This window comes from Paenibacillus sp. 3LSP (assembly GCF_032465655.1).
Lineage (GTDB): Bacteria > Bacillota > Bacilli > Paenibacillales > Paenibacillaceae > Fontibacillus > Fontibacillus barengoltzii.
On sequence record NZ_JAWDJI010000262.1, the window covers coordinates 1 to 13260 of the forward strand.

Annotated in this window: 13 protein-coding genes and 1 pseudogene; 6 read left to right on the top strand and 8 right to left on the bottom strand. The window is 57.8% G+C overall.

What is annotated here, in order from left to right:
* Nucleotides 1-132: 132 nt before the first annotated feature.
* From RW092_RS22855 to RW092_RS22875, 5 genes are all read right to left on the bottom strand, one after another.
* Complete coding sequence (locus tag RW092_RS22855) at nucleotides 133-1080, bottom strand: MsnO8 family LLM class oxidoreductase (protein ID WP_316011377.1); 948 nt, start codon at nucleotides 1078-1080, stop codon at nucleotides 133-135.
* Nucleotides 1070-1798, bottom strand: coding sequence for a histidine phosphatase family protein (locus RW092_RS22860; protein ID WP_028538559.1), 729 nt, complete (start codon nucleotides 1796-1798; stop codon nucleotides 1070-1072). Before RW092_RS22860 ends, RW092_RS22855 begins: the two co-directional genes overlap by 11 nt.
* A gap of 74 nt (nucleotides 1799-1872) precedes the next feature.
* On the bottom strand, nucleotides 1873-2841 hold the full coding sequence (gene cbiB, locus RW092_RS22865; protein WP_316011378.1) for an adenosylcobinamide-phosphate synthase CbiB: 969 nt from the start codon (nucleotides 2839-2841) through the stop codon (nucleotides 1873-1875).
* Nucleotides 2841-3602: an adenosylcobinamide amidohydrolase gene (locus tag RW092_RS22870; protein WP_316011379.1), complete on the bottom strand. Its 762-nt coding sequence runs from the start codon at nucleotides 3600-3602 to the stop codon at nucleotides 2841-2843. The genes cbiB and RW092_RS22870 overlap by 1 nt, the downstream gene beginning before the upstream one ends.
* A gap of 90 nt (nucleotides 3603-3692) precedes the next feature.
* Complete coding sequence (locus RW092_RS22875; protein ID WP_316011380.1) at nucleotides 3693-4781, bottom strand: pyridoxal phosphate-dependent aminotransferase; 1089 nt, start codon at nucleotides 4779-4781, stop codon at nucleotides 3693-3695.
* Between the two features lie 228 nt (nucleotides 4782-5009).
* On the opposite strand from RW092_RS22875, the gene lplA reads away from it, so the two are divergent.
* From lplA to RW092_RS22890, 3 genes are read left to right on the top strand one after another with little or no spacing between them, the layout of a single operon-like run.
* Nucleotides 5010-6014 (top strand): lipoate--protein ligase, encoded by a 1005-nt coding sequence (gene lplA, locus RW092_RS22880; protein WP_316011381.1) that lies wholly within the window; start codon nucleotides 5010-5012, stop codon nucleotides 6012-6014.
* On the top strand, nucleotides 6004-6975 hold the full coding sequence (locus tag RW092_RS22885; RefSeq protein ID WP_016313064.1) for a DMT family transporter: 972 nt from the start codon (nucleotides 6004-6006) through the stop codon (nucleotides 6973-6975). The genes lplA and RW092_RS22885 overlap by 11 nt, the downstream gene beginning before the upstream one ends.
* Before the next feature lie 27 nt (nucleotides 6976-7002).
* A complete protein-coding gene (locus RW092_RS22890) occupies nucleotides 7003-7806 on the top strand; it encodes a Cof-type HAD-IIB family hydrolase (RefSeq protein ID WP_016313065.1) in 804 nt (267 codons plus the stop codon).
* Between the two features lie 238 nt (nucleotides 7807-8044).
* Here the strand turns inward: RW092_RS22890 and RW092_RS22895 are convergent, their stop codons facing one another.
* From RW092_RS22895 to RW092_RS22905, 3 genes are all read right to left on the bottom strand, one after another.
* On the bottom strand, nucleotides 8045-8827 hold the full coding sequence (locus RW092_RS22895; protein ID WP_316011382.1) for an MBL fold metallo-hydrolase: 783 nt from the start codon (nucleotides 8825-8827) through the stop codon (nucleotides 8045-8047).
* Between the two features lie 130 nt (nucleotides 8828-8957).
* Nucleotides 8958-9959 (bottom strand): anti-sigma factor, encoded by a 1002-nt coding sequence (locus tag RW092_RS22900; RefSeq protein ID WP_085279726.1) that lies wholly within the window; start codon nucleotides 9957-9959, stop codon nucleotides 8958-8960.
* The gene (locus RW092_RS22905; protein ID WP_316011383.1) at nucleotides 9937-10545 is read right to left on the bottom strand and encodes an RNA polymerase sigma factor; all 609 of its coding nucleotides are present in this window, start codon (nucleotides 10543-10545) and stop codon (nucleotides 9937-9939) included. The genes RW092_RS22900 and RW092_RS22905 overlap by 23 nt, the downstream gene beginning before the upstream one ends.
* 163 nt (nucleotides 10546-10708) lie before the next feature.
* Here RW092_RS22905 and RW092_RS22910 point away from each other — a divergent pair, with 163 nt between their 5' ends.
* The 3 genes and pseudogenes from RW092_RS22910 to RW092_RS22920 all read left to right on the top strand — a co-directional run.
* Complete coding sequence (locus tag RW092_RS22910) at nucleotides 10709-11866, top strand: COG1470 family protein (protein WP_085279724.1); 1158 nt, start codon at nucleotides 10709-10711, stop codon at nucleotides 11864-11866.
* 3 nt (nucleotides 11867-11869) lie between these two features.
* Nucleotides 11870-12883 (top strand): ABC transporter ATP-binding protein, encoded by a 1014-nt coding sequence (locus RW092_RS22915; RefSeq protein ID WP_085279723.1) that lies wholly within the window; start codon nucleotides 11870-11872, stop codon nucleotides 12881-12883.
* Nucleotides 12883-13260: pseudogene (locus RW092_RS22920) on the top strand (ABC transporter permease); the annotation flags it as partial. The gene RW092_RS22915 and the pseudogene RW092_RS22920, both read left to right, overlap by 1 nt.

Below are 13260 nucleotides of genomic sequence, written 5' to 3' on the forward strand. Positions count from 1 at the left end.
TTACAAACAATTTTTCTGTAATTTCTCATGTCAGGTTTGGTGCAAGGCTAGTGGCCCTCCCCCGCAAAAATGCTGCACTTTCTGCAACATTATGGCCAGAACCCCTGAAGACCAGGGAAAATGTTGTACAATCTACAACTTTTCAACACGGGACGCTTCGGCCAGAAGTTGATAGGAGAGCAACCGTTCCTCGTAATCGGGGATCAGCGATACGATCAGGAACTCGTCGTTGCGGCACTTCTGTTGCAGGTTTCCCAATTGTTCTAGGACTTGCTTGGCTGTCCCGGAAAACCCTTGAAAAGGCGCCCCTCCGCGGGCGCGGAATCCCTCCGCCGCCTGCGCCGCCAAAACCTCCGCCCGGGCTTCGGTCTCCGCGCAAATCACGCTGACGGCAAGCATGGCGGAGGGCTCGGCTCGTTGGACGGAGGGGCGGAAGGTATCGCGGTAGGCCCGCAGGACTTCGGCTCCGTCACTGTCGCTCATAAATTGGCCGAAGACATATCCCGTTCCGAGTTCGGCCGCATACCCCGCGCTTTTGACATTCGTGCCGAGCATCCAGAGTTCAGGCGGAAGCTGGGGGACCGGCCTTGCGGTTACGGGATGGTCCTCGTAGCGATAACGATCCGCAAGCAGGTCGGAAAGCTCCTTGGCCAGTTGCGGATAACGCCCGACCCGTTCCAGAAAATTGCCGCTTAAAGCCATCGACGCGTGCGCCTCCCCGCCGGGGGCTCTCCCGATCCCGAGATCGATGCGCCCCGGATACAGGGCCGCCAGCAGCCGGAAGTTTTCCGCGACCTTCAGCGGACTGTAATGCGGGAGCAATACGGCGCCCGACCCCAGACGGATCCGGCGGGTAGCCGCTCCAATCGCCGACAGCAGCACCTCCGGCGCCGCGCTGGCCAATGCCTCCATATCGTGATGCTCCGCCGTCCAATAGCGCAGATATCCCCTTTCTTCCGCTTGCCGCGCCAACCGGATCGCTTGTTCGAGCGCCGCCTCTGCCGTTGTCTCCGGGAGCTTCGGCACCAAATCCAGCACGCCAAGCTTTAGCTTCATCTTCATCTCAGACTCATTCATCATGCCCCTCCTTCTCCATATCAGGTTCGCCTTCCCCATGAAAGAACAAACGTTGAACGCCGCCCGGCCCAACCCGGGTGTCCCAGAAACCCAGACCCGGCTGCAGCAGCGAGCAAAGCATCGAGATCACGCCGCCGTGGGTCACGATGAGCAGACGTACGGACTCAGCGGGTTGTGAAGCGGGTTGCGGCGAAGGCGGATGCAATCGCAAGGTTGGCGGCAGGAACGCCGGCTTGCGCAACGGGTCGATTGCCAAGCTGCCGGAGCCAAAGTTGGAGTTAGGGGCCTCTCCCGCTAACGCCATCGTCTGCATCAGAAGCTCCTCGCCTACTTCAGATACCCGTGCTTGAAAAGCCTGCCAGGATTCGCCCCCGGGGGGTGTTCCAGCCTGCGGATCATCGATCCAGGCGCGGTATCGCTTGTCATCCTTCAGCATCTCATACGTTTGGCCTTCCCACCGGCCGAAATTCATTTCCCGCAAACGGGGGTCCAGTTGCGCGCCGTCCAGCAGATCCGGACGGGCCCAAGCCAACGTTTCCCGGCAGCGCCGTAAATCGCTGGCATATACCGCGGCGAAGTTCACCCCCGCCAGTTCCCGGCGCAGCTCTGCCAAACTCGACGCCTCGTCCGGCAGCAGCGGCGGATCGCTGTGGCCCTGATATCGGCGTTCGGCGTTCCAGGCCGTGAGACCATGACGAACCAGCCACCATTCCGCGTTCATTTTCGTTCACCTCCCGGTCAATGCCTCGAGCCAAAATTCAAGCCCCGCTTGTTGACACAGCGGACCGAATCCGACTAAATCAAACTCCAGCTGCCGACGATCGCGATCCATGCCACCGTTCCTGCAATGACGGTTGCATTCGCTGCCCAAAACATCAGCTTCGCCGTCTTCGCCACGTCCCCGGGCGCCAGCTCCCGGGTTTTGTCGCCCATATAGGCGCGGAACGAAACGACGCCGTGGTAGGAATTTTCCCCGCCTAACCTTACCCCGAGCGCCCCGGCTACCGCCGCCTCCGGGTAGCCGCTGTTCGGGCTCGGATGCTTGGCGGCATCGCGGCGCACCATTCGCCACGCGCCGCGGGCATCCAGCCGCAAGGCCCATGCTGCGACGTAGAGCAGCAGCGCCGTCAGCCGGGCGGGGAGGTAATTGGCGATATCGTCCAACCGGGCGGAAGCCCAGCCGAGATCGATGTATTTGTCGTTCTTGTAGCCGACCATCGAATCGAGGGTGTTCACCGCCCGATACGCCATCGCCAGCGGGGCGCCGCCCAGCAGCGCAAAAACGAGCGGCGACACCACCGCGTCGACGATGTTCTCGGCGACGGTCTCGACGGCGCCGCGCGTGATCTCCGGCGCATCCAGGTGCGCCGTGTCGCGTCCGACGATCATGCCAAGCGCACGGCGGGCGGCGGGCAGGTCACCGCGCAGCAGGTGGCCGGCCACGTCCATGCCCGCTTCCCGCAAGCCTTTGGCGGCGATCGTCGTCCAGATGAGGGCGGCCTCCACCGCGGCCGCCAGCCACGGGCTGACCTGGGCCAGCAGGCGCAGCAGCGCCCAGGTCAAGGCAAAGCTGCCGCCGGCGACGACCAGCGGCAGCAGCACCCCCGCCGCCCGGTAGCGGCGGGGCGGGACGAGGCGGCGGACGGCCGCCTCGAGCGCGGCGATCGCCTTGCCCATCCCCACCACCGGGTGGGGGAGCCAGCGCGGATCGCCGAGCATCCGGTCGAGCGCATACGCGACCGGCACCACCCACCACGCCGCCATCATCGGCGTGCCTCCGCGCTCGCGCCCGTACCGGTGCCTGCAGCCGCTGCGCGCAGCGACGCCTCAACGGCGGCGTACACCAGGCGGCCCACCGTGCCGCCCAGGTCCGTCGCGGTGCCCGCGTAAGCGTGCAGCAGCGGCCAGTCGGCCCGCTGACTCACGCCCAGCGCGACCGCGTCGGTCGTGGTGCCGGTGGCCGCAAGCCCGTTCTCGGCGTCCTGCACGCCGAGATCGCCCAGCGCGGCCGTCTTGGCCTCCGTCGCCGTCATTACGGCGTTGACCATCGCCGCCGGCGTCAGCCGCTCATCCACGGCCAGCAGCACATTAATCGTTCCCGGCGTCCATGAGGCCGGGAACGTCGTCCGCCGAACGCCCGCCCGCGCGGCGTTCGACGCCCCCGCCGTCGCGCAGCAGACGACGGCGAAATCCTCGCCGCGTTCCTCCGCCACCGCGGCGTAACGCATCGGAACCGCCGTCAGCAGCCCCGCTGTCCCCTCGGCCGGGTATCCCCATTGCTCCAGCAACTCCGCAATGTCCCGCGCCGGATCGTCGCAGCGGTATTGGCGGTCTACGTAGATGTTGACCATCCGGCGCAGCCGGCCAGATCCACCGCCATAGACTGCGCTGCTCAGTCCGTCCATCTCCTCCGGCGCCTCCAGCAGCAAATGCCGCTCCCCATATTCCAGCTTTAAGCCGGGCCATACCTTGGATTCATACACTTCGCCCGGACGGGCCGCCATAAAAGGCATTCCCATCGTCATCCTTCCCTTCCTCCCAACATGAAAGTCTACCAACAACAACTTTTAATACACCTAAGTTCAATAGCACAACATCGAACGCTTACCCGTCCTTTAGCCGCGCATGATTGCTTCCAGCTCCCGCAGCAGCTTGCTGCAGGCCGGCTCATCCTTCACCGCCAGCCGGATATCCCGCTCCGTCAGCCCCGGATACATCGCGCAGCTGCGCACCAGCACCCCGCGCCGCCCAAGCGCCGTTTGCATCGTTTCGGCCGTCCACGGCTCCGGCAGCCGTACGAGCAGGAAGTTCGCTTCGCCCGGCCAGGTTTGACACCCGAGACGCGTCAGCTCACCCATCAGAAGGTCACGCTGTCGCTTCACCAACTCGATTGTCGCCTGCTCATACGAAGCATCCGCCCTCAAGCAATACTCCCCCGCCAGCAGTGCCAACGAGTTGACGCTCCAGGTCACCTGCTTGTCCCGCATGCGCTGGGCCGTCTCCGGATGCGTGATCGCGTAACCGAGCCTGAGGCCCGGAATCGCATAAAACTTCGTCATCGACCGGATCAAGATGAGATGCGGATAATCCCGAAGCTCCGGCAGCAACGTGCGGCGTTTCGGTTCCGGAATAAAGTCGATAAACGCTTCGTCGACAACCACATACGTGCCGTACCGCTCTCCGGCCGCCGCAAACCGCCGCAGTTCGTCCAAGCTGTATTGCACTCCATTGGGATTGTTGGGCTGACCGATAAACGCCAAATCCGTCTCTCGAATCAGGTCCTCCACCACCTCCGGCGCGGTCTTAAACGCCCGCGCTTCCGTTCCAAATACCAACTGCACCTGGGCACCAAACTGCTCCGAAAGCGTACGGTATTCGGAAAAGCAAGGCTCCACCACCCCAACCTTCTCCGGAGTAAGTCCCAGCAGCGCCAGTGCCATATTTTCCGCCGCCCCGTTGCCAATGACCAGCATTTCCTCCTCGACTTGAAGGTGCTCAGCCAACTGCTTGACCAGCCCGCGGTGCCCGGGATCCGGATACCGCACGATGCCGGGCAACGCCTCGCGCAGCGCCTCCAGCAGTCCAGGAGGTGGCCCCAGCGGATTGATGTTCGCGCTAAAATCCGTCCATTCCCCTGCCGCCACGCCGTACCGGGCCGAAGCGGTCAGCAGATCGCCGCCGTGTCCGTATACTTCCAACTCCATAGAGTGTCATTCCTCTCTTCGCTTCAAAAAAGTTCAGGTGTCCCCATTATCGTTGTCCCGTCTTTTTCCGTCAACAAGGAAGGACATGGCGTTCTTTTTCCGCAAAGAACGATGCTCCCCCTTTGGTTTCGACACCAATTGGTTTACAATAAAATCGTATGCTTGTATGACTACATCCCGGGGCCTGAGAATCAGGCGGCCGGCCGCAAAATAGGAGGATGGAGAACCATGCTGTTTATCGATAACGAAGGCATTACCGATGCGTCCGTCAATTTGGCCATCGAAGAATATGCCTTAAGACATTTGCCGCTGGAGGACGACAGCTATTTGCTGTTTTATATCAACGCACCTTCCATCATTATCGGCAAGCACCAAAACACCATCGAAGAGATCAATCAGGAATACGTGAAGGAGAACGGCGTACAAGTCGTTCGTCGGCTTTCCGGCGGCGGTGCGGTCTACCACGACCTGGGGAACCTGAACTTTAGCTTTATCACCAAAGATGACGGCGAGTCGTTCCATAACTTCCGCAAGTTTACCGAGCCGGTGGTCGCTGCGCTCAAATCCCTTGGCGTAAATGCGGAAATGACCGGACGCAACGATCTTCAAGTCGGGGAGAAGAAAATTTCCGGCAACGCTCAATTTGCTACGCGGGGCCGCATGTTCAGCCACGGTACGCTGATGTTTAATCTGAACCTCGAAAACGTCCAAGCCGCACTGAACGCCAATCCGGAAAAATTCAAGTCCAAGAGCACCAAATCCGTGCGCAGCCGGGTGGCCAACATCATCGACTTCCTGGATCGCAAAATGACGATCGAGGAGTTCCGCGCTGAGCTGCTGCGGCATATTTTTGGCATGGAACCGCACGAAGTGCCTCAATATAAGCTGACGGAAGCGGATTGGGCAAAAATCCATGAAATTTCCGAGCAACGCTACAAGAACTGGGATTGGAATTACGGTTTGTCGCCGGAGAGCAATGTGAAGCATGCGAAGAAATTCCCTGTCGGGATTATCGATTTGCGCATGAACATCAAGGACGGACATATTCAGGACATCAAGATTTACGGTGATTTCTTTGGTGTCGGCGACGTCGCTGATATCGAGGACAAGCTGAGAGGCGTAAAATATGAGGATTCGGCTGTACGGGAAGCGCTCACCGGCGTTGACGTGAAGCACTATTTCGGCAACATTGAGCTGGACGAATTCATCGGGCTGATTTTCCTTGAAGAATGACGATCATCCGACTTCTACCCTAACGCAAAAAAACGCCGCGAGCCGCACCCGCCTGGCAGATATGGCGCTGCTGTTCGTGGCGTTCATGTGGGGCTGTACCTTTCTGATCGTTCAGCATGCGGTGCGAGTGCTCCCGCCCCTGGCTTTTAACGGCATCCGCTTTATCGGCGCAGCACTGCTGCTCGCACTGATCATCAGCGTGTTCTACCGGCAGGAATGGAAGCTGCTCACCTGGCGTATGCTGGGGCATGCTGCGCTGCTGGGATTATTCCTGTTTATTGGCTATACGTTTCAAACGGTTGGCTTGCTGTATACTTCAACCTCCAACGCCGGTTTTATCACCGGATTGTCCGTTGTGATCGTGCCTTTTTTGTCCTATTGGCTGTTAAAACATCAAATTTCGCGTTTCACCTGGATCAGCGCCTTTCTCGCTGCCGCCGGGCTTTATCTGCTGGCGTTTGCCGGCAGTTCCGGCTTCGTGTTGAACCTGGGAGACGGGCTCGTGTTTTTGTGCGCAGTAGGCTTTGGTCTGCACGTTGCTTATACCGGTGTCTTTGCTCCCCATTATCCGGCATTGCCCTTAGCTTCGTTGCAGATGGCGGTTGTGGGCGTTCTCAGCGCAGCGGGTTCGCTCTTGTTCGAGCGCAGCGCTTCCTGGAGCGAAACGGCCGGGCAACTGATGCAGCCGGAAGTTTGGCTGGCATTGCTCGTTTCCATTGGGCCTACCAGCGCATTTGCGTTTTGGATCCAGACTGTATGCCAGAAATTCACCAGTCCTTCTCGGGTCGCGGTCATCTTCGCCATGGAACCGGTGTTTGCTGCGGCGACCGGGGTGCTATTTGGCGGCGAGCGGTTAGGCTGGGCCACCGGGCTTGGTTGTTTATGTATTCTGGGCGGCATGTTGCTCGCGGAATTGAAATCGGGTGGAGTTGAATCGGAATCCCCCGGAACGGTTCGATAGAGAGATCTTCCCTAAAGGAGAGAAACCATGTATAAACTGATTGCCATCGATATAGATGATACGTTAATTAATGATGACAAAGAGGTCACCCCTGCAACCCAGCAGGCGTTGGAGCAAGCGGTGGCCAAGGGCGTTGTAGTCACGCTGGCAACCGGCCGCGCCTACGCTTCTGCCCAAGCGATCGCCCGTCAGACGGGACTGAACGTGCCGATTATTACGTACCAAGGCGCGCTCGTCAAAAACCTGATGGACGAAAAGGTGCTCTACGAGCGTTACGTCCCCATGGAAGCAGCGCGCAAGCTGTTCGAATACTGCATCGAACGCAACCTGCACCTGCAAACGTACATCGATGATAAGCTGTACGCCCGCGAGGAGAACCAGAAGCTGATCGACTACACCAATCTGAACCGGACTAAGTATTATGTAGAGCCGGATTTTGCCAAGCTGGTCGCCCAGCCGACGCCCAAAATGCTGATCATCGATGAACCGGATTACCTGGATCAAATCGCACCGGAACTGCGCGAGCTGCTGGGGGACGGCGTTCATATCACCAAATCGAAGCCGAACTTCCTGGAAATCATGCATAAGGAAGGCACGAAGGGCCATGCCCTGCGCTTCCTGGCGGCCCATTTCGGCTGCGACTTGTCCGAAACGATCGCCATCGGCGACTCCTGGAACGACCATGAGATGCTCGAAGCAGCCGGCTTAGGCGTGGCGATGGGCAATGCGATTCCTGCATTGAAGGAAATCGCTGACTATGTCACGTTAAGCAATAACGAAGACGGCGTGAAACATGTAATCGACAAGTTTGTGCTGAATGCAAAAAACTAACTGGATGCGTCCAGTTAGTTTTTTTATCGCTTGTCGATGAATATAGCTGAAATTTCGAGTACAATTTACTGTTTAACGCCCAAAACTCGAAATCTACTCGATTTTTCATATAGATTTAGGGCATTTGCGTCCAAATAGGGGGAATAAGCATGAAATTTCATATACAATTGGCCAAACGAACTCCATTTCGGTGAAATGTACTTGATTTTTCGCGTATATCATCATGCCAGTGTCGCTTCTACTTTTCCTTCTGCAACGACACCCTCATTCCGGTTGTGGCAAATTCTACGCCCTCTGGCAATCCATAATCGCGCCGCAGATCGATGTCATGCGACAGATGCGTGAACACCGTCCGTGCCGGCCGAACCTCGCTCAGCAGCTCCAGAGCCTCCTTCACATCATACACCGACCGAGTCGAAAATTCTGCGAATTCGTGATAGAAGCTTGTGCCCAGCACCAGCAGATCAAGGCCAAACAACGGCTGCTTTTGATCCTCTGGCAAGGCGATGGAATCCGAGCAGTAAGCCCAGGTGAAGCCATCTTTCTCTAATCGATAGGCGTACGAAAAGCCGTTTTTGCCGTGGAAGACCTTCCACGCGGAAATCTGCCACCGGGCTAGGCGAGTGCCCTCCGCGCCAACGGCATGCAGATCTAAATGGCTGCCCAGCCAAGGGAACTGGCGAAGGATCGTGTCCAACACCTCCTGCGGCGCATACAATTGTCCCCGTCTACCCAGCCAGCGGCAGGCATCGGCCCATTCGGGCAGTCCGCCAATATGGTCGAAATGGGCGTGCGTGATCAGAATTTGCTCCGCAAAACGCTGCCCTCGCCGCTCCATCCCGGACCGCCAATCCGGTCCGCAATCGATTAGGAAGCCGCCCTCTTCACCTTCCACCGCCACCAGAGCGCGATACCTCCGGTTCACACCGGAGCTGCGCGCTTCCCCGCACACCTCGCAATCACAATACACTCTAGGAACGCCCATCGCATCCCCGGTGCCGATAAACTCAAGCCGATCCATATCGAAATGTCTCCCTCCTGCCGAGCCGCTCGCCTTAGTTTTACGAGTCGTGCCCCGCTCGCCATATCCTGCAACTCTCGCGTAAAAAAGCGAAATTTAGGAAACCTCCCAAATCTCGCTTTGCTTGGCACTACCGCCCCAACAAATCCAACGAGATCGAATTGGTAGATCCGTTCATCTCCGGCGTGCCATAGGCCGGTTCAATCGTCAGCTCCAGGCTGTCGCCGTAACCCAGCGTCTTATCCTTGACGTAGAGATGCGCCCGGTTGTTGTGATATTGCAGCAACCCTAGGCTGTCGCGCGCTCCTTCCTTCACGATCCAGACGCGAACCATCTGTCCTTTATCCGGAACGAGCCCGCCGACCAGCATCAGCATCTCTCGCGTACCTGCATTGTACCACACCATGCCGTTCTCCGGCTCCATGCGGCCCATAGCGATGGGATAAGAGATGGTATCCGGCTTGGACAGGACCGGCAGCGCTTCGGGCTCATAGGTTTGCACATAGCGATCCCAGCTGGCGGCCGGCTGGTTTAAGTGATCGATGACAACCCCCATGCCGACCAGGACGAGCAGCATGGCCGCCAGCGATACCGTCCACTTCCAACGAACCGTGAACAGCCTTAGCGCTCTGCGGCGCCAGCCAATCCATCTGACCCGGTTCCGCAGACTGCGCCGGATCCGCACGGAAGGGGCGAGATCTGCCCATAGGTCCAGACGCGGCACGGAAGGAGGAACGATTTGCTGATACCGTTGTGATTGCGATTGTTCCGGATCTGCCGCCGGATATGGAGGTAACGCCCGGTTGCCTGGGGCCGATCCGCTCACTAGCTCCGACATGTCCTGCAGTTTCAGTTGCTCTGCCATCACCGTAGTCCCCGAATGCTCCGGTTGCTTCAGCTCCGGCATTGAACCGTCCTGTTTCGCAAGGCCAAGGACGCTTTCCCAATACGTTTTCTGCGCTAGGCAGATTTTACAGTGATTCAGGTGCATCGCCATTTCAGAGTGCCTTGGTTCCTCCAGCGTTCCTAGCAACCAATCAATCCACTCCTGCTCGGTGTACATCCGAATGCAGACTTTCTCATTGCCTGGGCCGCCGATGTTGCCTACCTTATCGCTGTTTTGCCCGTTCATGCTCGTTCCCTCCTTCCAGCGTTTCTCCCCAACCTTGCTTCTCCAGTTGCTTGCGCAAATTGTTCAGTCCGTATCGTACCCAAGACTTTACGGTGCCGATCGGAACGCTCCAAGCATCGGCCATTTCGCGTTGAGTTTGCAAGGCGAAATAAGAGCCCATAATCGCCTTCTTCTGTGTCTCCGGCAGCGTGTAGATCGCTGTGCGGAGCGCTTCCCGCTCCAACCGGGACAAGACTTGGTTCTCGCCGGAGCTGTCTTCGTCCACCGCATCCCGGCGCAACGCCTCATCGCCCGGATACTTCAGCCGCGCTTTGCGCCGCAATCGGTCCAGACTGCGGCTGCGGGTCATCACCGCCAGCCAGGCTTTGATTGACCCACGCGACGGGTCATAATCATGCCCCCGCCGCAGCACCTCCAAAAACACCTCATGGCATATATCCTCGGCCTCCATCCGCTCCCCTACCAGACGGCCGGCCACCTGCATGACAAAAGGAGAATAACAGGCATAGAACGCATCAAATGCACGGACAGAACCGTTGCACATCTCACGCAGCTGCCTGGTCATCTCTTCATTTTGCAGGTCCATACTTGTCCCTCCCGCAAAATTTCTCCTCTTCTTACCTCCCGTTTTATCAAAAATGAATTCGCTTGAAAACCCCAAAAAAATTTTCTAAAAAACCATAAATCCAAAACGAGGTTCCGTGCGTACCTTTGATGAACATCATTATTTTTCTTAGGGGGTACAAGAGATGCTTCAAACCTATCGAAAAGCAGCCTTGATGCTGCTCATTCTGGTCACGACCCTAAGCGGTGCCTTAACCGGGGTCGGCAAAGCCTCGGCGGCGGGCTCGTTGGAGCTTTTTACGCCATATTTGGAATGGTCCGCTGCACCGGGCGAATCTGTTTCGTATTCGATCGATCTTGTCAACCATGGCGGCAGTACGGCTTCAGCCAATCTTTCGCTGGAGACGCAAAGCAAGGATTGGAAATATGAGCTTACCGCAGGCGGACGCGAAATTTCCAAGTTGGCTGTAAAAGCCGGTGAAACGCAATCCTTCACCCTGGATCTCGAGGTTCCGTTGCAAATTAACAAAGGCCGGTACGTGTTTAATCTGAAAGCAGATGGTGCAACGCTGCCGCTGGTCGTGAACGTCTCCGAGCAAGGGACCTTCAAAACCGAACTGACCTTGGATCAAGCGAACATGGAGGGCCATTCAGACTCCACATTTACGTACAGTGCGGTGCTGCGCAACCGAACGACGCAAAAGCAGACCTACGCCTTCAGCGCTCAAGCTGATCAAGGCTGGGATGTTCGCTTTAAAGCGGACGGCAACAGCGTCACTTCGGTTGAAGTAGAACCTAACACCGAGAAGTCGATTACGATTGAGGTCAAGCCGCCGGAGCAAATCAAAGCCGGCACCTATGAAATCCCGATTTCAGCTACAAGCGGGGATACCACAGCCAACGCCAAAATCGAAGCGGTCGTGACGGGAACGTACGACATGAAATTTTCCACGGTGGATGACCGGCTGAGCACAGACGTAGGAGCAGGCTCCGAACGCAAACTGACCTTCGTCGTCCAAAATACCGGCTCTGCTGAGCTGCAGGATCTCTCCTTCTCTTCGGCCGCTCCGACGGATTGGGAGGTTTCCTTCGAGCCTTCCTCGATCACCTCGATCGCGCCGGGTGAAAGCAAGCAGGTTCAAGCTACCATTAAATCCAGCAAAAAATCGCTCCCAGGGGACTACGTCGTCAGTCTGACTGCCTCCTCCGCGAACAAAAGCGCAAATGCTGATCTGCGGGTTACCGTCAAATCGTCCGTATTATGGGGATGGGTGGGGGTTCTCATCATACTGGCCGTTTGCGGAGGCATCTATTACCTGTTCCGGAAATACGGGAGAAGATAATCCATGGTTACGGAAACCAGCATGACACCTACCCCATCGGCTGCTGGTGAACGTCCGGTCATCGAACTCGTGCAGCTGACGAAGAAATATGGAGAAGCCACCGCCGTTGATCATCTGAACTTAAGCATCGCTCGCGGGGAAATCTTTGGGTTACTTGGCCCCAATGGCGCGGGAAAAACAACAACCATCCTGATGATGCTGGGGCTGACTGAGCCCACCTCGGGACAGGCGCGGATTTGCGGCTTTGACCCAACTCGCGAGGCGCTGAAGGTGAAGCGGAAGGTTGGCTATCTGCCTGATGATGTCGGGTTCTACGAGGATCGGACGGCGCTGGATAATCTCGTGTATACCGCAAGGCTGAACGGCGTATCGGAGCAAGAAGCCTTGCAGCGCGCCAAAGCCCTGTTGGAGAAAACCGGGCTTGCGGACAACGCCGGCAAGAAGGTCGGCGCGTTCTCCCGCGGGATGCGGCAACGGTTAGGTCTGGCGGACGTCCTCATCAAAAATCCGGAGGTCATCATCCTCGACGAACCGACGCTGGGGATTGACCCGGAGGGGGTGCGGGAGCTGCTCGCTCTCATCTCTTCGCTTAGCCGCGATGAGAAGCTGACGGTGCTGCTGTCCTCGCACCATCTGCATCAAGTGCAGCAAATTTGCGACCGGGTTGGCCTTTTCGTCCAAGGCAAGTTAATTGCCTGCGGTGACATCCGCACCTTGTCCAAGCAGTTGGATGCGGACGGTAACGTCTATGTAGAGGTTGGCGCCAAAGGCTGGACGGAGGAGTTAGCTCGCAACATCTCTGGCATTGAGGGTGTCCGTGACATCCGTTACCCGCAGCAAGGAGACGACGAGCTCGAACGCGGCGTAACTGCAACAGTCGTATGCGAACGGGACCTGACCGCCCAAATTGCTGAGGCCGTAATTCAGAAGGACGCGGAGCTGGTGTACATCCGTCGCAAGGAATACGGACTTGATGATATTTACCATCGCTATTTTGAAAAAAGGGGTGAGTCATGATGCAGCCAAACAAAACTGCAGCCAGCCGTTCTTTCAAAGAGCAACTGCGCCTGGATGAGTGGCAGGAACGGGCACGCAAGCTGTGGGCAGAGCTCCGTCCCGGCGGAGAAGGGAATCCGCCGCGGGAGCGCTCGTCTTCCTCTTTTTGGGTGATGGTTCAGAAGGAGATCGGCGACCACTTGAGCAGCTGGCGCTTTGGGATCCTGATGGGCATCATCGTACTGGCCTGCATCGGCTCGATCTATTCCGCTGTCTCGGCGATTCGTTCGGGCGGCAGTTCCGCTAGCGGCGGGGCCGGCGATACGTTCCTGTTCCTAAAGATGTATACCTTAACCAGTTCTGCACTGGCGGTTCCCTCTTTTTCTACTTTCTTATCC

Bases quoted from the DNA above. Each gene is read 5' to 3' on its own strand.
- RW092_RS22855 (WP_316011377.1), bottom strand. From the start codon at position 1,080: ATGATGAATGAGTCTGAGATGAAGATGAAGCTAAAGCTTGGCGTGCTG.
- RW092_RS22860 (WP_028538559.1), bottom strand. From the start codon at position 1,798: ATGAACGCGGAATGGTGGCTGGTTCGTCATGGTCTCACGGCCTGGAAC.
- cbiB (WP_316011378.1), bottom strand. From the start codon at position 2,841: ATGGCGGCGTGGTGGGTGGTGCCGGTCGCGTATGCGCTCGACCGGATG.
- RW092_RS22870 (WP_316011379.1), bottom strand. From the start codon at position 3,602: ATGACGATGGGAATGCCTTTTATGGCGGCCCGTCCGGGCGAAGTGTAT.
- RW092_RS22875 (WP_316011380.1), bottom strand. From the start codon at position 4,781: ATGGAGTTGGAAGTATACGGACACGGCGGCGATCTGCTGACCGCTTCG.
- lplA (WP_316011381.1), top strand. From the start codon at position 5,010: ATGCTGTTTATCGATAACGAAGGCATTACCGATGCGTCCGTCAATTTG.
- RW092_RS22890 (WP_016313065.1), top strand. From the start codon at position 7,003: ATGTATAAACTGATTGCCATCGATATAGATGATACGTTAATTAATGAT.
- RW092_RS22895 (WP_316011382.1), bottom strand. From the start codon at position 8,827: ATGGATCGGCTTGAGTTTATCGGCACCGGGGATGCGATGGGCGTTCCT.
- RW092_RS22900 (WP_085279726.1), bottom strand. From the start codon at position 9,959: ATGAACGGGCAAAACAGCGATAAGGTAGGCAACATCGGCGGCCCAGGC.
- RW092_RS22905 (WP_316011383.1), bottom strand. From the start codon at position 10,545: ATGGACCTGCAAAATGAAGAGATGACCAGGCAGCTGCGTGAGATGTGC.
- RW092_RS22910 (WP_085279724.1), top strand. From the start codon at position 10,709: ATGCTTCAAACCTATCGAAAAGCAGCCTTGATGCTGCTCATTCTGGTC.
- RW092_RS22915 (WP_085279723.1), top strand. From the start codon at position 11,870: ATGGTTACGGAAACCAGCATGACACCTACCCCATCGGCTGCTGGTGAA.